At 48.6% G+C, this 19,309-nt stretch carries 14 protein-coding genes and 1 pseudogene; 9 read left to right on the top strand and 6 right to left on the bottom strand.

The genetic code is table 11. From position 1 onward, the window contains the following. Positions 1 to 31: 31 nt before the first annotated feature. The gene (locus QZT80_RS25390; RefSeq protein WP_295128975.1) at positions 32 to 3,403 is read right to left on the bottom strand and encodes a hypothetical protein; all 3,372 of its coding nucleotides are present in this window, start codon (positions 3,401 to 3,403) and stop codon (positions 32 to 34) included. 55 nt (positions 3,404 to 3,458) lie between these two features. Here QZT80_RS25390 and QZT80_RS25385 point away from each other — a divergent pair, with 55 nt between their 5' ends. Continuing rightward, the gene (locus QZT80_RS25385; RefSeq protein ID WP_295128974.1) at positions 3,459 to 4,097 is read left to right on the top strand and encodes an MBL fold metallo-hydrolase; all 639 of its coding nucleotides are present in this window, start codon (positions 3,459 to 3,461) and stop codon (positions 4,095 to 4,097) included. A gap of 66 nt (positions 4,098 to 4,163) precedes the next feature. Here QZT80_RS25385 and QZT80_RS25380 read toward each other — a convergent pair whose 3' ends face one another. Continuing rightward, positions 4,164 to 5,672 (bottom strand): polysaccharide biosynthesis C-terminal domain-containing protein, encoded by a 1,509-nt coding sequence (locus QZT80_RS25380; RefSeq protein ID WP_295128972.1) that lies wholly within the window; start codon positions 5,670 to 5,672, stop codon positions 4,164 to 4,166. Between the two features lie 51 nt (positions 5,673 to 5,723). Further along, positions 5,724 to 6,116: pseudogene (gene arfB, locus QZT80_RS25375) on the bottom strand (alternative ribosome rescue aminoacyl-tRNA hydrolase ArfB); the annotation flags it as partial. A 59-nt stretch (positions 6,117 to 6,175) separates the two neighbouring features. Between arfB and dtd the strand changes: the two are divergent. From dtd to QZT80_RS25345, 6 genes are all read left to right on the top strand, one after another. Continuing rightward, positions 6,176 to 6,628: a D-aminoacyl-tRNA deacylase gene (dtd, locus tag QZT80_RS25370; protein ID WP_295128971.1), complete on the top strand. Its 453-nt coding sequence runs from the start codon at positions 6,176 to 6,178 to the stop codon at positions 6,626 to 6,628. Positions 6,629 to 6,735: 107 nt separating this feature from the next. Beyond that, positions 6,736 to 7,194: a hypothetical protein gene (locus QZT80_RS25365; protein ID WP_295128970.1), complete on the top strand. Its 459-nt coding sequence runs from the start codon at positions 6,736 to 6,738 to the stop codon at positions 7,192 to 7,194. 22 nt (positions 7,195 to 7,216) lie between these two features. Further along, positions 7,217 to 7,660 (top strand): hypothetical protein, encoded by a 444-nt coding sequence (locus QZT80_RS25360; protein ID WP_295128969.1) that lies wholly within the window; start codon positions 7,217 to 7,219, stop codon positions 7,658 to 7,660. An 88-nt stretch (positions 7,661 to 7,748) separates the two neighbouring features. Next, a complete protein-coding gene (locus tag QZT80_RS25355; RefSeq protein WP_295128967.1) occupies positions 7,749 to 8,075 on the top strand; it encodes a nucleotide pyrophosphohydrolase in 327 nt (108 codons plus the stop codon). 29 nt (positions 8,076 to 8,104) lie between these two features. Next, the gene (locus QZT80_RS25350; protein ID WP_295128966.1) at positions 8,105 to 9,058 is read left to right on the top strand and encodes a YihY/virulence factor BrkB family protein; all 954 of its coding nucleotides are present in this window, start codon (positions 8,105 to 8,107) and stop codon (positions 9,056 to 9,058) included. Between the two features lie 72 nt (positions 9,059 to 9,130). Then, a complete protein-coding gene (locus QZT80_RS25345) occupies positions 9,131 to 10,558 on the top strand; it encodes a glycine--tRNA ligase (RefSeq protein WP_295128965.1) in 1,428 nt (475 codons plus the stop codon). A gap of 482 nt (positions 10,559 to 11,040) precedes the next feature. Here the strand turns inward: QZT80_RS25345 and QZT80_RS25340 are convergent, their stop codons facing one another. Next, positions 11,041 to 11,766 carry an FAD-binding oxidoreductase gene (locus tag QZT80_RS25340; RefSeq protein WP_295128964.1) on the bottom strand — a complete coding sequence of 242 codons (726 nt, stop codon included), beginning with the start codon at positions 11,764 to 11,766 and terminating at the stop codon, positions 11,041 to 11,043. A gap of 74 nt (positions 11,767 to 11,840) precedes the next feature. Between QZT80_RS25340 and mfd the strand changes: the two genes are divergently transcribed. After that, positions 11,841 to 15,227 carry a transcription-repair coupling factor gene (gene mfd / locus QZT80_RS25335; protein ID WP_295128963.1) on the top strand — a complete coding sequence of 1,129 codons (3,387 nt, stop codon included), beginning with the start codon at positions 11,841 to 11,843 and terminating at the stop codon, positions 15,225 to 15,227. On the opposite strand, the gene QZT80_RS25330 is transcribed toward mfd, so the two are convergent. Further along, positions 15,217 to 17,142 (bottom strand): PKD domain-containing protein, encoded by a 1,926-nt coding sequence (locus QZT80_RS25330; protein WP_295128962.1) that lies wholly within the window; start codon positions 17,140 to 17,142, stop codon positions 15,217 to 15,219. The two genes, mfd and QZT80_RS25330, sit on opposite strands and share 11 nt — an antisense overlap. 242 nt (positions 17,143 to 17,384) lie before the next feature. On the opposite strand from QZT80_RS25330, the gene QZT80_RS25325 reads away from it, so the two are divergent. After that, positions 17,385 to 18,104, top strand: a complete 720-nt coding sequence (locus QZT80_RS25325; RefSeq protein ID WP_295128961.1) for an SIMPL domain-containing protein — start codon at positions 17,385 to 17,387, stop codon at positions 18,102 to 18,104. 211 nt (positions 18,105 to 18,315) lie between these two features. On the opposite strand, the gene QZT80_RS25320 is transcribed toward QZT80_RS25325, so the two are convergent. Further along, the gene (locus tag QZT80_RS25320) at positions 18,316 to 18,825 is read right to left on the bottom strand and encodes a hypothetical protein (protein WP_295128960.1); all 510 of its coding nucleotides are present in this window, start codon (positions 18,823 to 18,825) and stop codon (positions 18,316 to 18,318) included. Between the last annotated feature and the right edge of the window lie 484 nt (positions 18,826 to 19,309).

The following is a 19,309-nucleotide window of genomic DNA, read 5'->3' as shown; positions in this document are numbered from 1 at the left end:
CGCTCCGGGATTTTTACTATATCCAAATTGGTTAGAAGTCAACACCCATTCCAAAAGCCCAAACCGGCTTGCTCTGGAAGAACCTGATAGCAGGCCAGCCGGCATCCACACGCAGATAATAACCCGCAATGGTTGTCCTGGCACCAAAGCCGTAACCACCCACAAACGGTCCGAGGAAACCCTCTTTAATCCTGGTGATCACATCGCCGCCGGAGCTATAGAAGTAAGTATAGTTCGCATCTTTAAACTTCAGCTTTTCATACCATGCAGTACCCAAATCGATAAACGAGGTAAGCATAAAGTTGCGCAGGAACGCAGAGTTAATCGGTTTATCGATCAATGTGGTAAATACCGGCATACGAAGCTCGGTATTGAGCAACATGACGTTATTACCGTTACGTGCGTTCTGGCGGTAACCGCGCATATTATTACTCAGCGTTTGATACGCGTAGTTCGCATTGTTATTTACAGGATTATTGCTGTTGATTTTCGGACTGAACTCATTATCCGCGCCACCGAGGTAGTACAGGATCTTACGACCACCCCACGATATATCGGCAGAGAAACGCGTTGCCCATATAAAGTTGCGGAACAGTTTCTTATAGTGACGAATGTCTACGCCCATGTTGTAAGTAAACTTGTTCTTCGCCGCATATTCGTTGAAGGTGGCGGAGTAGTCGCCATCTATCAGCGAGTTAACGTCGATATATGCCTTGTAACGTGTACCGTTCCAGATATTGATGGCCGGATTGATGGTGTTGTCGTACACATATTCCAAACGCATCAGGATAGATTTATCTTCCACATCCGGCAGTTTCAATGACATTTCATCGTTTGCCAGTACCGTTAAACGGTCGGTACGCCAACCCACCTGCAGGCGAAGACTGCGGGCCTGGTCAAACGGATAACGTACATCCGCCTGGTAAAGGTTGGTTTTTATTTTGGCCGGGTAGTTAAAGCCGGTAGAAGTATCGGATAAGCCACCTTCGTAGGCCTTACGGTAATACGTGAATTTGTAGTCGAAACGGCGTTTCAGGTACGAAGCCGAGAAAAAGTACTCGCTACCGTCCAGCGAAGTGGGAATACGGAAACCACCATTGAATTTCCAGTCTTCCATCAGGTCGCTAACACCTACGCGGATCAGGCCGTTCACGGGGTCGGACAGCCTTATCGGGCTGTGAGGGCCGCCAGTATAAGGCTGATAACGGGTGATCAGGATCGAATTATCGATCTGCGCTACCAGGTAATCGGTAGAGAATTTGAGTTTATAACCCGAAAGCCTGGCGCTCTTTAACACCGGAGGTTCTGTAAGTATCGGCAGGTCGGGCAGCGACGCAATTTGTGGCGTGGTGTCAGCCGGTTCGTTGCCAAACTCGTTCTGGAAGAAGTTTGTTTTAGGCGTGGTGTCTTTTCTTTCAAAGTAAAGCGGTATACCCATAGCTATACTGTCCGCACGCATCTGCTGTGCGCGGAACCTTGTTGGGCGGGCATTCACATTACGTTTACGTAACGCCACGCTATCCACCTTTAACTTATACAGTCTTTTGTAATTCGCCAGCCTTACCAGCTCAGTTACCTGCCCCTGGTCGCCTGCTGCGCGGGACTCCTGTATACCAAACGAATAGTTGGTGATGGGGAATACGTAAGTGGAATCCTTAGTGATCGAGATCGCAAACACTGAATCCGGTGCTGGTGTGCCGTAAGCCTGCAGGGCAGAATCCAGTTCTTCCGGATCAGGATTGGTCAGTATTTCGGCGCCCACGTAAAACAGGCTGTCCACACCCGCTCTTTCGGTCCTGAAGAAACCGGCATAACGGTTCGAAATACCGTTCGCATCAGACACAAAGGTGAAGTGGGTGGTATTATATTGTACCGGGAAACGCGCATTACCGTACTTCATATCGGTAAGCTGCGATATCTGTTTCTCGGAAGATTTGTTCCAGTTGTCGATCAGGAATACATTGTACCTGTTGTGCGGCAGTACGGTATCTGCGGTACGGGCTTTAGGAGAAGGACGGTTAGAGGAGTAGATAATACCGCTCTTGCCGGGGAAAGCCACGAACGAAGGATCGAGGTCGTCGTACACATCGTTGGTGATCTGCTCCACCTTAAAGTTGGACGCGCTGTAAGTGAAAATGTCCGTATGCCCGTTTTTGATAGCCGAGAACAGGAACGAGTTATCATGCTCCCAGAAGAACTTCATGTCCACCACGCGGTCGAACATTGTGAGGTCTTGTATGGTGCGGATTTTACTGATAAGGTCGTATATAAGCAGTTTGGATTTACCCTCGTGCTCATAGGCTACGGCGATCTTGTTACCTTTCTGGTTCCAGGCGATCAGTGGGTAGTTAGGGTCCATTTTATTGGCCATCATCCTCACCCCGCTTTTCAGGATCACTTTAGGTGTGCTGTAAATGCCCACCTGCACCTGCACTTTGTATTTACCGTTTTTATATTCGATAGCGGCGTAAGAGTTATTCTTCGGGTTGGCCGCAAAGCGGAAGTAGTCGGCTTTGGTGGTCACTTCACGCGCTACAATGCTTTGTCCACGGGTAACCTGCCGGCGGCGGCGGTTGTCTTCCTGGTAACGGCGCATATTGTAGGTCATGAAGTCTTTCTGGGCATTCTTGGGCGTCATCCTCAACACCTGCTCAAAACCCTTCTTAAGTCCACGGTTAATGCGGGTAATATACATCAGGTAAGGCACCGCATCTTTCCCAAATTTACTTTCTACATAATACCAGAACGCATGACCGGCCAGCAATGGTTTTTCAAATGCCAGTTGGTTAAAGGTACGGTAACGGCCAGAGGCCAGGGTGGTTTTCAGCTCTTCGTCTATCTGTGAGTTCCAGTTTTCGGCCGCATAGGCAATAAAACCATCGGTAAACCAGTTGGGGAAGTCTATAAGTACCGCATTACCGGCAAATTCGCCGATATCCTCACCAAAAAGCAACGTTTCCAGCATCACACGCGCAATCCCCTGCCTTATCTGCTTGCGCAGGTGCTCGTGATTGCCATCGAAGTATACCAGCAGTTTATTACCAACCAGTTTGGTCACACCGCCCGTATTCTGCCAGTCCACACCAATACCAATGTTCGATTGTTTCATCTCCCCAAAGCTGTTGTAAACAATGATGTTTACACGCTGACGGAAGTTGAACTCCATGAACTGCTCGAGCTGCGGTAATTCCTTTTCCGCAGCCTGGGCTACATATTTACCCAGTTCCAGGCCATTCTGACTGAAATAAGTATAGAAGTGGCGTGTTGTATAGTAACGCCATTTGAAGTTCTTATACTGTACACGGTTTTGTCCAAATTCTACTGTATTCGTCTGTGCTTTCAGTATCAGCGGGCCACATAGGATACCGGATAAAAATAATAACCTGGTAATAAATCGGTTCATACAGAAAGATTGATAATATTGTATCAGGAATAAAATTAGCTAAAAAACGGTAACAATGATTGAAATCAAATATTTCACGTTTAATCCCTTCCAGGAAAACACTTACCTGCTTATAAACGACAAAAACGACTGTATCATTATAGACCCGGGCTGTTATTTTGAGAATGAGCGGAAAGAATTACTTGATTATATCGATAACCGGCAGTTAAAGGTTGCCCGCCTGCTAAATACGCACTGCCATATCGATCATATTTTCGGCAACAAACTGGTTGCCCGTACCTACCAGGTAGGCCTGGAAATCCATATGGCCGATAAACTGGTGCTGGACCGCTCGCCACAGGTGGGTACCATGTACAATATTCCCTTCGAACCTTCGGTAGAACCCTCGTCCTACCTGGAAGAGGGGGCTAAAATAGCTTTTGGCGACGATGAGCTGGAAGTGCTGTTCACACCTGGCCACTCGCCCGGCAGCGTATCCTTCTACTGCGCCGCCAGCCAGTTCGTGATCGCCGGCGATGTGCTGTTTTTCCAAAGTATCGGCCGTACCGATCTTCCCGGTGGCGACCATGAAACGCTGCTTTCGTCTATCCGTACTAAGTTATTTACGTTGCCCGACGAGGTAAAGGTTTATTCCGGCCATGGCAAACCGACTACCATTGGGTACGAAAAGGAGAACAACCCATTCCTGAAATAGTTCCGGATGGCGTATAAATAAGTATCCCCGGCTGGTTCGCAGCCGGGGATACTGTGTTTTAAGGGATTATCCCCTGCGTTTAATAAGATTGATGAACCCCGCCCGCTCCCGCATCCACACCATACCGGTGTAAATAACCAGCCCGGCTACACCGCAGGCTACTTTCAGCAATTCGCTGAGTTGCGCGGTGCCCCAGTAATAGGCGGCATAAATGGCCAGCGCCAGCAAGATGTAGCTGCCAATGGCTTTGACGTTATAGGGCACGAAGTAATACCGCTGGCCCATAAAGTAGGTAATGATGGTCATTACGAGATAACATACCAGGGTAGCCCAGGCACTGCCCACAAACCCTATTTTAGGGATCAGCCAAACGTTCAGCACGATGGTGATTACCGCGCCGATAACGGTAACGTATGAACCCAGCAGGGTTTTATTGGTCAGTTTATACCAGATGGTGAGGTTGTAATAGATGCCGAGGCATACATACCCGAACGCCAGCAGTGGTATTACGGGCAGGCCGGCCAGGTATTCGGGGTTCCGGCGACTGTCTACCAGGTAGCGTATCCAGATGGTGTCGGCAAAAAGTACCACCACCAGGAACACCGCCAGGCAAATGATGGTAAAAAAGTACATCACTTTGGCGTATACCTTCGGGGCGTCGCTTTTATTGGCCTCGTTAAAAAAGAACGGTTCGGCCCCCATGCGGAATATCTGGATGAAGATGTTAATGAGCGCGGCGATCTTGTAACCGGCGCTGTATACACCGATCATCGATTTATTGGTCTCGGTGTCGTATGGCAGCAGTTTGCTCAGCAGCGTACGGTCCAGGGTTTCGTTTACCATACCTGCCAGCCCCACTACCACCAACGGCAGCGAGTACACCATCATCTCTTTCCACAAGATGGTATTGAACTTCAGGCGGAACTGCCCCAGTTCTTTGTAGAGCATTAACAACGTAACTAAGCTGGCAATAAGGTTCGACAAAATGGCATATCCTACCTGAGAGATTTCCGGGTTGTAGATCTTCAGGAAAATACTGTCGGGGTGATGGACCTGCAACCAGGGACAAAGTCCTACAAAATATAAGGTAAGCGTAACGGTAATGACTATGTTGAAAAACTTAATGAGCGCGTACTTCAGTGGTTTTCCCTCTTTTCGCAACTTAGCGAAGGGGATGGTGGCAATGGCATCCAGCCCGATGATGAAGGCGAGGTAAATTACATATTCAGGATGAAGGCTCAGCTTCATGAAGTCTGCTATCCAGCCTGAGGCCAGTATCATGGCCGAACTGAATAATACCGAAGTGGCTACCAGGGAACTGAGGGTAGTGGAATATACATCGTTCCGGAACTGGTCCATCTGCGCAAACCGGAAGTAGGATGTTTCGGTGCCGTAAGTAAATAATACGTTGAGGAAAGTAGCGTAAGCGTATACCAGCGCGTAATCCCCAAAGTCGGCCGTGCTATTAAAAAGGTACGTAAGCCCGAAGGAGATCAATACGTTCAGAAAGCGGCCAAGGATAGTAGGTACGCCGTAAATGAGGGTTTGCCCTGCCAGTCTTTTAATACTACTCAACGAAAATAAGTTTGAACAAAAATAGAATTAATACGGATAGTTGGGCTGATGTTAAGAGAAATCGCCCCGCCTGTTCTGTTTTTTCTCCGACAGCCGCTTTTTAAGCTGTATCCTCTTCTCCTTAGCCGCTTTACCAGGTTTGGTCGCCACCCGCTTTTTGCGAACGGTAAGCGCCTGGTTGATCAGCCGGTTCATCTTTTTAATAGATTCGTACTTGTTGCCCAGTTGCGACCTCTCGGTTTGCGATTTCACCAGCAGCAGGCCTTCGCTGGTAATTTTGTTGGCCAGCTTCTCCTGTAATAATGCCTTCTGCGCCTCGGAAAGTAACAACGAGGCGGCGATATTAAAGTAGGCTTCCACCATGGTTTCCACCTTATTCACGTTCTGGCCGCCTTTCCCCCCGCTACGAGCGGTTTGAAAGGTCAGCTCCGGGTTAATGTCAATGTGTTCGTGCATATAAATGCGTTTGATCTTTATCTTTATCCGGCAAAAATAACAATATAATGAAAGCAGTGATCCAGAGAGTTACGCAGGCTTCGGTAGTAATTGATGGTAAAGAGAAATCGGCCATCGGTACGGGCCTGCTGGTGTTGGTAGGCATAGAAGATGCGGATAACCAGGAAGATATCGACTGGCTGAGTAATAAAATCGTTAACCTCCGCATATTCGGCGACGAGGCGGGCGTCATGAACTTAAGTCTTAAGGATGTGGACGGCGGCCTGCTGCTGGTAAGCCAGTTTACGCTACAGGCCTCCACCAAAAAGGGGAACCGCCCGTCTTACCTCCGCGCCAGCAAACCGGATACCGCTATCCCCATGTACGAAAAAATGATCGACAGACTGGAAACCGATCTCGGTAAAGCCATCGGCACCGGGGAGTTTGGGGCCGATATGAAGGTCTCGTTGCTGAACGATGGCCCGGTAACCATCATCATCGATACAAAAAACAGGGAATAGCTGTAACTTTTATATAACCCGGTACGCTTAACACTTCATATCCAACTAGCTTAAAGAACAATAGCCCGGAATTATTTAAACAATATTGCAGTCTCTTTAATCCCTTTATGATGCGTTACCTTCTATTCGCAGCACTAGTGCTGGCATGCACGACCGTCGCCTGCAACCGCGACAATAATCATGACTATAATGGAACATTCTGCTCTGAGGAAATCCCTTTTTTTAAGTTCACGTTGGTGGGCAATGATGGCAGCAACCTTATCCGGGGCACCTCCGCCAAATTCCTGCCCGATAGTGTACAATTCCGGCAAATTCCATCCATCCATTCTTTTACCGGTACGCCGCAGCTTCGGCCGGATAGCAGCCATTATACGATCAGTCATCCCCAGGCAAATACCGTAGAATATGAGTTGCGCCTGGCTCCAACCGGCGGCATACCTAAAACCTTTAAAGTAATGGCTACGTTTTCGGGCCCCTGTTACAAAAAGGTCGATAAACTTACCGTTGAAGGCGGAACTGGTTGTACCAACTGCCCAGACATCATTCAAATAAAACTACCGTATTAAATACCCTCTAACTTCCTGTAAGATGCGCTTCTCCGTATTTGCCATATTATTGATCGTTTGCACAGCTGTTGCCTGCGACAAAAACAAAGATGAAGCGGCTATCTGCACCGCCGATATTCCCAATTTTACATTCACCCTCACGGGCAACGATGGCCAGAACCTGGTACGCGGCGCCAATGCAAAGTTCCTGCCCGACAGTATAACGATCGTTCCGGTTAATCGTTTTTCCTTCTGGAATGGACTGCGTTTAGCTGCAGACAGCAGTAATTTTTTCGTCGGTTACCAGCAAAAACCGGAGCTCGAATTTGAGCTGCGCCTGGCACCGGTAACCGGTGAGGCTAAAACGTATAAGATAACCGCCACCTTTTCCGGCCCTTGTTTCAGGAAGCTGGAAACGGTAACAGTGGAAGACGGTGTTGGTTGTACTAAATGTGCCCAACAACCATTAATAAAACTCCCGTACTAATGCATAAACTCAGGTTTATACACCGCCAGGCCCCTCCGCCTGGCGGTTTTTCTTTTATCTTTACGCGCAATCAAAACAGCGGAACTTTATGACCATCAAAGAAGCCCAGGAACAGGTAGATGCCTGGATCAACACCACGGGAGTGCGCTATTTTTCTGAACTCACCAATATGGCCATCCTCACGGAAGAAGTGGGAGAGGTGGCCCGCATCATCTCCCGCCAGTACGGCGAACAGTCGTTCAAAGAGTCGGATAAAAAGAAGGAGCTGGCCGATGAACTGGCCGATGTGTTTTGGGTGTTGTTGTGCCTTAGCAACCAAACGGGTATTGATCTCACCACTGCCCTGGAAAAGAACTTCGAGAAAAAGAATATCCGCGATGCCAACCGCCACAAGGAGAACGATAAATTAAAGTAAACGGCACGGGCCTTGATACGGTTCCCCCTATGAAGCGTCCTTCCCAACATATCAAATTCTACTGGCAGGTGCTGAAACAGGCCGGCATAGACTTTATGAATGACAAAGTGCTGAAGATGAGCGCCGCCCTCGCTTATTACACGGTGTTCTCCATTGCTCCCATGATGATCATCATCATCTATCTATGCGATATCTTTTTGCGAAGGGAAGCGATAGAGGGCACATTGTACAAGCAAATCCAGGGGCTGGTAGGACCAGAGGCTGCCTTGCAAATACAGGAAATGATCAAAAATGCCTGGTTATCAAGTGATGTCAGTTGGGCTACCATCATCGGTTTCATTACCCTCATCATTGGTGCTACCGGTGTGTTTGGTGAAATTCAGGACTCGATCAACTCCATATGGCGCCTGAAAGCCAAACCTAAGAAAGGCTTCATCAGGCTGATCATCAACCGCCTGCTCTCTTTCTCGCTCATCATAAGTGTAGGCTTTATCATGCTGGTATCGCTGGCGCTGAACGGACTCATGGAACTGCTGAATGAAAGACTGTTCTCTTACTTCCCCGGAGTGGAGATGGTGATCGTGTATGTGGCCAATATCATCATCACTTTCATCATTATTTCCCTCCTTTTCGCTATCATATTTAAAGTACTGCCCGATGCCAGGATAAAATGGAAACATGTGCTGGTAGGATCTGTAGCCACGGCCACCCTGTTTATGCTGGGTAAGTTCGGTATTGGCTTTTACCTCGGTGCCAGTAAGATCGGCTCTACTTACGGCGCCGCCGGATCTATCGTGATACTGCTTCTATGGGTGTATTATTCCTCCGCCATCCTATACTTTGGCGCGGAGTTTACGCGCTCTTATGTTGAAAAGAAAGGCTGCGAGATTATCCCGAACGATTACGCCATCTGGGTAAAACGGGTAGAAGTTGCCTCGGAAGGGGTAATGGATGAGTCAAAAACCGCAGTGCGTAAAGCCTGATCCTCATATATTAAACATAAGGTAAAATAAATCCATGCGTGAATTCGATTTTCGAAATTATATTTGCGCACTATGGCTACCGATCAAAATAAGTTCCAGGCGATTATATCGCATTGTAAAGAATACGGATTCATCTTCCAGTCGAGCGAAATATATGATGGTTTAAGCGCTGTATACGATTACGGGCAGTACGGCTCTGAATTAAAGCGTAACATCCGCGAATATTGGTGGAAAAGCATGACCCAGATGCACGAAAACATCGTGGGTATCGATGCTGCCATTTTCATGCACCCCACCACCTGGAAAGCTTCCGGCCACGTAGATAACTTCTCCGATCCCATGATCGATAACAAGGATAGCAAAAAGCGTTATCGTGTGGACCACCTCATTGAAGCACACGCCGAAAAGCTGGAGAAAGCTGCCGGCGATGCCCTGCTGGAGAAGATGGACAACCTCATTAAAAACGACGACTTTCCTGGTCTGCGCGACCTGATCATAGAAAACAATATTAAATGTGCGGTTAGTGGCACCACTAACTGGACGGACGTACGCCAGTTTAACCTGATGTTCAGCACCCAGGTAGGCAGCGTTGCGGAAGATGCGAGCGAAATATACCTCCGCCCGGAAACGGCGCAGGGCATATTCGTGAACTTCCTGAACGTGCAGAAAACTGGTCGTATGAAAATACCTTTCGGTATTGCACAGGTAGGTAAAGCTTTCCGTAACGAAATCGTAGCCCGCCAGTTCGTGTTCCGTATGCGCGAGTTCGAGCAAATGGAAATGCAGTTCTTTATCCGCCCCGGCACCCAGCAGGAGTGGTACGAATACTGGAAAAACGAGCGTATGAAATGGCACCTTGGCCTGGGTATTTCGCAGGACAAATACCGTTTCCATGATCACGTGAAGCTGGCGTTTTATGCCGATGCCGCCTGTGATATCGAGTACGACTTCCCGATCGGTTTCAAAGAGGTGGAAGGTATCCACTCCCGCACCGACCACGATCTGGGCAGCCACCAGAAGTTCTCCGGTAAAAAAATGCAGTACTTCGATCCTGAGATCAACCAGAACTATGTGCCTTACGTAATCGAAACCTCTATCGGCCTCGACCGTACGGTGTTACTGGTACTCAGCGAAGCGTATAAAGAAGAAGACCTGAGCAAAGACGGCAAAGAAGATAGCAGGGTAGTGTTGAGCTTCCCGCCAAAATTGGCCCCTATCAAACTGGCCATATTCCCGCTCACCAAGAAAGATGGCCTGCCCGAACTGGCCCGCGAACTGATGGCCGACTGCAAGCAGGACTTCTACTGCTTTTACGAGGAAAAAGACGCCATCGGTAAACGTTACCGCCGCCAGGACGCTATCGGTACCCCTTTCTGCGTAACCATCGATCACCAGACTAAGGAAGACGGCACTGTAACCATCCGCCACCGCGATAGCATGGAGCAGGAGCGCATCCCAATGTCGCAGGTAAAGGAACTGGTTCAAAAAGCCATCCGCTAACCAAACTATATTGTCCTAAAAAGGCTGTACTGAAAGGTGCAGCCTTTTTTTATGGGATCAGCTAAGGGATTACTATCAGGCCCCCGTTGCGTCGCACTCTTCCTCTGAAACAATTCTATCAGCTTTTTAAAGTTGTCGCAATCACACCCGTGTGCTTAAATGGTGTCTTACCGTCCGCTGACCCTCCGCTCATCCTCCGCTTCACCATACTCTCAGCCTACTCTCACCATACTCTTTACCATGCTTCGTGCCCAGGTACGCCCCTTCTTGCGTTATAGCAAACGAAGTGAAGCCAACCGTTTCTTCAGTCAAAAAGCAGCAATACGGGCACAGCAATAAAGCCCTCTGGGCTATACGAATCCGGTTGAGTAAGAGGGCCGGAATGGAGCGGGAAGGAATGCAATGGCGTTCAACGCTCAACAGGATTACTGCCGGTGAACGGAGCGTCGCAACGGTGGCTCAATAGTAGCACCACTGCTGGTTTACCCATATAATTCCAAATGAATGTCCTTGCGGTCGTACCCCATGGCCAGGATACGCTGCTTAGCCTCGTCTATCATGACTTTCCAGCCGCAGAGGAAGAAGTTGGCGGGGCGTTTATCGGCCAGCAGTTGCTCGTACACGGCGTGTACATAACCCCGTTCTCCCCACCAGTCGGGGTTTTCGTCGCGGGAGAGGGTGGGCAGGTAGCGGAAATTAGGATGTTCGGCCATCAGGCACTTCATTTCCTGGGCGTACAGCAGGTCTTTCTCGAACCGGGTACCGAAAATGAGGTAAATAGGCGGGTGCGCTATCTGATGGAGGTGTAAATGGTGTATCATTGAGCGGAAAGGAGCAATGCCGGTACCGGTGCATACCAGGAAAATGTCTTTCTCCATGGGGTCGGGCAGGGTAAAGGCGCCCTGGGGTTTACTGACTACCAGTTCGCTGCCCTCGCGTACCTCGTTGAACAGGTAAGTGGTGCCCGCGCCGCCCTCCAGCAGTACGATCACCAGCTCTATTTCGTTGGTGCCGTTCGGGTGGGAGGCAATAGAGTAACTTCGCCAGCGTTTATTCTTCTTTTCGTGGATGGGCAGGTCCAGGGTAACAAACTGCCCCGGTTTGAAGTCAAACGTACGCATTTCAGGGATCGAAATCCAGAACCTGCGGGTATTGTCGGTTTCGTTGATGATGCGGGTGACAACGCCATTGTACCATTGGTCCAACATAACGGGGGAGTTTATATAAATATAATTAAAATCTGGTTGCCGGATTTTGCATTCATCGTATCTTTGCAATCTTCATGAATTTACAGGCAGTACTACAGATGTATGAACGGGACCCCCGCCTGCGTAAGCTGGCGACGGGGTTGGGTATGCCCGCTCCACGGTATTTTCACCTTACCGGGCTTACGGGCAGCTCCGCCAACTTTGTGGCCACCAGCATCTGGGCCGCTTCGGAAGCTAACCACCTCTTTATTCTCAACGACAAGGAAGAAGCAGCCTATTTCCACAACGACCTGGAACATCTGAGCCAGGCCCTGGATATCTTCTACTTCCCCGACTCGTTCAAGAAAACGGGCCAGTTCTCCGAAATCAACAGCAGTCACAGTATGCTGCGTACCGAAGCACTCATGAAGTTCTCCGGCCCCTCTATCCATAAAAAAGTACTGGTTACCTATCCCGAGGCCCTCTGGGAAAAGGTGGCGGGCAACACTTCCTTTACTGCCAATATGGTGCAGTTAAAGGTGGGCGAAAATCTTAAAGTAGATACCCTGCTGGAAAAACTGGTGAAATGGGGCTTCGAACATAGCGACTTTGTGTACGAACCCGGCCAGTACGCCGTACGTGGGGGCATTCTCGATATCTATTCCTTTGGTAATGACAAGCCTTACCGCTTCGAGCTGTTTGGCGACGAAATAGACTCTATCCGCATATTCGACGCGGAAACCCAGTTGAGTGAGCGTAAACTCATGCAGGTAACCCTCATCGCCAACATGGACACCCATGCGGCCGAACACACCAAAACCTCGCTGCCCGACTTTATGCCGCCCAATACCATTGTGTGGATGAAAGATCCGGCCTATGTGCAGGACGTGGTGCAGCAAATGGAACAACGTTTCCACGACTGGCTGCAAACCGGGCAAAAGGTGAAGGTGAATGAAGATGAGGAGATGGTGATGACCGAAAGTGACTTCGTGCCCGGCACTGAGCTGATGCAACAGTTACGGCAACGCCACAACATCGTTATCGGTTCCCGGTTCGAATACCCGGAGGCTCCGGCACCTGAAGTCATTCACTTCAATACCACACCGCAGCCTGTATTCAACCGCCAGTTCGATATGCTGATCAAAGACCTGGCGCTGCATAATGCAACCAAACAATCGATCTTCATCTTCGCCGAAAATCCCCGTCAGCTCGAAAGACTGCGCAGTATTTTCGAAGACCTGAAAGCTGATTTTACCTTCTTCCCGATTCCAACACCCATCAGTTCCGGCTTCATCGATGCCGACCTGAAGGTGCTTATATACACCGACCACCAGATATTCCAGCGTTTCCACAAATACAAGGTGAAGCAGGCCTACAATAAGAACAAGGCCATCACGCTTAAAACCTTAAAGGAATTGCAGGCGGGCGACTACGTAACGCACATCGACCATGGTGTAGGTGTGTACAGTGGTTTGCAGAAAATAGAAGTGGCAGGTAAGATGCAGGAAGCGATCCGCATCATCTATAAAAACAGCGACCTGCTGTACGTGAACATCAACTCGCTGCACAAAATAAGCAAGTACTCCGGCAAAGAGGGCGTAGTGCCCAAAGTGAACAAACTGGGCAGCGATGCCTGGGATAAGCTGAAGGAAAAAGCTAAAACACAGGTTAAAGATATTGCGAAGGACCTTATCAAACTTTACGCCGCACGTAAAGCCCAGGAAGGCTTCGCACACTCGCCCGATACGTACCTGCAAACAGAACTGGAAGCCTCGTTCATATACGAGGACACACCTGATCAGAGCAAGGCAACCGCCGATGTAAAACGCGATATGGAATCGGGCTCTCCGATGGACCGCCTGGTGTGTGGCGATGTAGGCTTTGGCAAAACCGAAGTGGCGGTGCGTACTGCGTTTAAAACGATCGTAGATGGTAAACAGGCCGCTATACTGGTGCCTACTACCATCCTCGCTTTCCAGCACTTTAAAACATTCTCCGAAAGGCTGAAGGACTTCCCCTGTACGGTGGATTATCTCAACCGCTTTAAGTCCGCCAAGGAAAAGAAAGAAACCTTACAGCGACTGGCCGAAGGTAAAATCGATATCATCATCGGTACACATGCACTGCTGGGTAAAGAGGTAAAATTCAAGGACCTCGGTGTGCTGGTAATTGATGAGGAACAGAAGTTCGGTGTTACTTCTAAAGAGAAACTGAAACAGTGGAAAGTGAATGTAGATACGCTCACCTTAACGGCCACGCCTATCCCGCGAACGTTGCAGTTCTCCCTCATGGGCGCGCGCGACCTCTCTGTAATCAATACACCGCCGCCGAACAGGCAGTCTATCGAAACAGAAGTACATGTATTCAATCCGGAGCTTATCCGCGATGCGATCTATTATGAAACAGAGCGCGGCGGACAAGTATACTTCATCCATAACCGGGTGAACGGTCTGCGCGAAATGGCCGGCCTTATCCAGGAACTATGTCCCGACCTGTCTATAGCCACCGCGCACGGACAACTGGAAGGGCATAAACTCGAAGAGGTGATCATGAACTTCATCGACCGCGAATACGACGTGCTGGTATGTACCAATATCGTGGAAAGCGGGGTGGATATTTCCAACGCCAACACCATCATCATCAATAACGCCCATCACTTTGGCCTAAGCGATTTGCACCAGTTGCGCGGCCGTGTGGGACGTAGCAATAAAAAGGCCTTCTGTTACCTGCTGGCACCGCCCATCAGCACCTTACCGGCCGATAGCCGTAAACGCCTGCAAACGCTGGAGCAACACAGTGAACTGGGCAGCGGTTTCCAGATCGCTATGCGCGACCTGGACATTCGCGGCGCAGGCAACCTGCTGGGTGGCGAACAAAGCGGCTTCATCGCAGAAATAGGCTTCGATATGTACCAGAAAATCCTGGACGAGGCCATCCGCGAACTGAAACAAACCGACTTCAAAGATCTGTTCAAAGATCAGCTGGAAGAAAAGAAAGACTACATCAGCGACTGTACCATCGATACAGACCTCGAAATACTCATTCCCGATTCTTATATCGAAAGCATCCAGGAACGCCTGAACCTTTACCAGGAGCTGGATAATATTACTTTGGAAGATAAGCTGCAGGCCTTCGAAAAAGACCTGGTAGACCGCTTTGGCCCTATACCGGCGCCGGTAAGCGACCTGTTTACCACCATCCGCTGCCGCTGGATGGCTATTCGTTTAGGTTTTGAAAAGATGATCCTGAAAGACGAAAAGCTGCGTTGTTACTTCATCAACAACCCCGACTCGCCTTACTTTGAGTCGGTAACCTTCAACCACTTACTGAACTACATTCAAACCCGCACCAATAATGCGCGTCTGAAACAAGTAGGTAAAAACTTTATGCTGGTGGTAGAAAAGGTGAAGAGTATGGAGCAGCTGCACCGTTTCCTCGAAGGCATCGTAAAAAGCCAGGATGGCGTAAAGGCTAACGGATAAGCGTAATCGTTCCTTTTCTCGAAACAGGGTTCCCTAAATAATCCTTTCCACTGATGGCCCAGATGTAGGTGCCTATCGGCAAAGGTTTTCCATTCCGGGTACCATCCCATCCCACAGATAACTGGCGCGTATAAAATACCTCGCCACCCCAGCGGTCAAATATCCGCAGGTAATCGAGCGCGGGTATGCCCGCCGCTATCGGTTTGAACATATCATTAATGCCGTCGTTATTAGGCGTAAACCCGCTGGGTACCCAAAACTCAGGCCCCTTGTAAGCTTTAATATTGATGGTGTCCCTGTCCATACAGCCATCAGGTGAGGTAGAAGTGAGAATATAAGTTTGATCGGCCGATAATATAGCCACAGGGTTGGCGATATACGGATTGCTGAGCCCATCTGCGGGCGACCAGGTGAAGGTAGTGCTGCCGCTGCCGTTGAGTTGTAGCGGCTGGCCAATGGCGATGAGCGTATCTCTGCCGGCGTAGGCATTTACGTCTACTATTCTTACATCTACGGGGGCCGGTAAGGACAGGCAGCCCTTGTCGCTTTCCAGGAAGGCTTTGGCTACGTAGTTGCCGCCTGCGGGATATGTATAGATGGGGTCCTTTTCGTAGGTGGTGTCTCCATTTCCCAAATCCCATATCCACCTGTTAAACGGAATAAGTGGGCTGAGATTTTCAGCGCTCAGGAAGGTGGTGGCGCCAAGGCAGTTAGCCGCACTACGGATGGCCGATACGGAGGGCGAAGGGGCTACTTCCATAACCTTGCTATCGCTGGAACTACAGCCTTCTATCGTAGTAACAGTGAGGGCGACGGTATAGTTGCCCGCGTTGTTGTACGTTACAGTAGACGTCGGCCGCGTAGAGGTGCCGCCGTTGCCAAAGTCCCACGCCCAGCGGTTGATAGTACCAACTCTGGTGGTGGAAAGGTCGGTGAAAGTAATGCTGTTATCCTCACATATTAGTGGAGGGTCGGTGAAGTCCACTACGGGGTAGGTGCCAACCGTTACAGTTTGATTGAGTGTGTCGGAAATACAACCGCTGTTATCCTGTATAACGAGTTTGACTTTATATACGCCGGGCGCGTAATTATGTATGGGCGGGTCTTTCACGGTGAAGGTAGATCCATCTCCCAAATCCCAGAACCAGCGCGTAATGCTGCCAAAGGAGCTGGAGTTGTCATAAAGTTGTACCGGCGTTCCTTCACAGAACACCGATTGTCCGGCGGCAAACTGGGGGCGCAGTGCTGCACAGAACTGCTGCACGTTAGATGAGCCTCCCGTAGACCCGGCGAAGCCCCAGAATACATTTGGATCGCCGTTGAAGATGTCGGCTACAATGTCTTTTTGCAGGGTTACCCTGTTCACGCCATCGATCTCTACATCAATCACCATCGCTACAGCATCCCAGGAAATTTTGAAGATGTGCCACTGGCAGTCTTCGATATTGTCGCTGGCAGGCGAGGCGGCAACTGGTCCGGCGAGGTTATTGGGCGAGGCATGGTCCGAAACTCCATTCATTTGTATGCCCACATGATCGTATGGCGGATCGTTCTCGTTATTGTTTTGCCAGGTATCGATAATGATGCCTACCGAGGGGCTTACACCTGCAAAGCCAATGCCCTGGCCGGTAGCACCGAGACTTGTGCCTTGTGTTTGCAGGATAAAGGCAATACCGTCCGCACCATTCTGGTCCTTACAACCGAGGTTCACATCAAACGTGTAAACAAATGAGTTAGTGAGATTGATTTTGTTCCTGTTCCAGGCGGTACCGCTTTGGTTGCCGGCGTCGGCAGTGAGTTGATAGCAGTTGCAGCTCTTCTGCTGGGCGGCGCCGTTCAGTATATAAGTACTTTGCGCCAGAACAAACTGTGCGCATAATAGTAGTAAGGTAATAAGTGACGTGGGTCTATACATCTAGTTCTCTCCAAAAAACGCTGTTCATTCTCTCCAGCTGGCATAAAATTGGCCGGATAAGGCAAGGAAAATACAGTTTTTTAACGATTGCAGCAGTAATTCTATCATTAATAGAGATATAATATGAAGACAAATACATTTATAACTGTAACTTAAAATGTTAAAGAACGTTAAAGTCTAAAATGATTTATGGATTCAGGTGTTTAACAAGCATCCTGATTCTGAAAACAAAAAGAGAAACCATGAAAAAGTTGATTTTCGTATTAACCGGATTAATGATGGCAGCAGTTATGACAAATGCACAGACCACCACCAACACCCCTCCCGTGAAGAAGATTGAAGTAACCGCTTCGGCCGAGATGGAGATTACGCCCGACGAGATCTATTTTAATATCTCGCTCCGCGAATATTACAAAACAAAAACCAGTAAGGTAGATATCAGCACCCTGGAAGCACAGCTTCAGAAAGCGGTACTGGCCGCCGGTATCGCCAAAGAAAACTTTACCATCGAAAACGTGTACGGTTATAACGGTGTACAGTGGTGGAAAAAGAAAAAGGTAACGGAAGACTTCATGGCCCGTAAACAATACCGCCTTAAACTGGCCGATCTTAAAAAGATCAATGGTATACTGGCCGGAGTGGATGAAGAAGGTATCGAAAGCGTGAACATCGCATCTTTCGGGCATAGTAACATGACCGAATTCCGCAAACAGGTAAAGATCAACGCGCTGAAAGCTGCCAGAGCCAAAGCTGAATACCTGGTAATTGCCGCCGATGAAAAACTGGACGGTGTACTGGAAATCCAGGAAATTCCTACCGACAACTACGGCGATGTACGTCCGATGATGGCGCAGATGAACACCTTTGCCCGTGCTGCCGGCGATGCAGTACCAGAATCTGATATCGATGTAAAAACCATCAAGATCAGGGGCGAAATGAGGGTAGTGTATAAGATAAAATAACGCATTCCTCTTAATAATGAAACAGGGGCAGTGAGTGTAAACTCGCTGCCCCTGCTTCGTTTCAGTAGGTGTTTTCGGTCACTTTCGTTGATGACCTTTTCGTTGTTGGTGGTCCGTGTGATACTTATGCTGTCGTTTCATTCTATGTTGTTGCTACAATCATCCTGTGCCCGGCAGAGGCGGTTATAGCGTATATAGTTCGGTGTTATACTCAGGGCGTAATGCTCAAATCAAACTTACCGCCTTCTACACTGATGGTCAGGTCGGGGTCCATATCGTTCAGCAGTAAACCGTTGAATGTTCCTTCCACATGTGTGTTGCTGATCTTACTAATTACGATCGTTGAATTGCCCACAGATGCTTCGTTATTATAGGACGAATAGTTCGTCATATCTGGCAGCGTTACATAACCGATGGCATTCATCGGGTTAACCGTAGAGCTATAGGTGCCGGTCTGCAGTTTCTTCTCCGGGAAAAATACGTTCACCGTAGTTAACCACGTCTGCTGTCCCTGACCACCGCCGGAAACTACCAGCATATAACCCCCCAGCGTATCCAGTAACGTTCCTGATACCAGGTTCTTGTTCGAAGTATAAGTACTATCAGACATCTGTAGCGACAATGTGCCGCCAGGTATCAGGTCTTTTGCCTTTTCACAGGAGAAAAGGCCCGTAATAGCTATTCCGCAAATCAATGCGAACAGTAAGGTTTTAAGTTTCATAGGATGGTCCAAAATGTTAAAAATTCAGTAAGGTGTATTCGGTTTGAAATAAAAAACTGTGTATTCGGTCTTACTTGTCAAAAAAAGTGTAATCGGTTATAGGCTCATCATACGTTGTTTCGCTCTCGATGTATATGCAATATAATTAATGTGTTTGGTCTATTAAAATAAAATATAATGTTTTTTAGGTAGGATGGTGGGGCTTTTGGGGTAAATAAATGAGTCTAAACAGGTTAACGGGATAAAATATTTTTGGAGGGAATGAAGCGCAATCGGTTGTCAGATTACTGAGCCGGCAGGTTAACGGCTTTTGAGAGGGTAACGGTATCGCCAAAACGTAAAAAGGGCCGGCATAAAGTGGCCGTTGCACAACTACCACCTTAGCCTTAAAAAAAACACAACAGACAGTAATGTTTGTTGTGTTTTTTCTTTTATAGTATTGATATCCAGTTGATTGATTTGTATATTTAACTATGCAAGGTAA

Origin of the sequence: uncultured Chitinophaga sp. (assembly GCF_902168175.1) — a bacterium.
GTDB lineage: Bacteria > Bacteroidota > Bacteroidia > Chitinophagales > Chitinophagaceae > Chitinophaga.
This window is presented reverse-complemented; position numbering and strand designations above follow the sequence as displayed.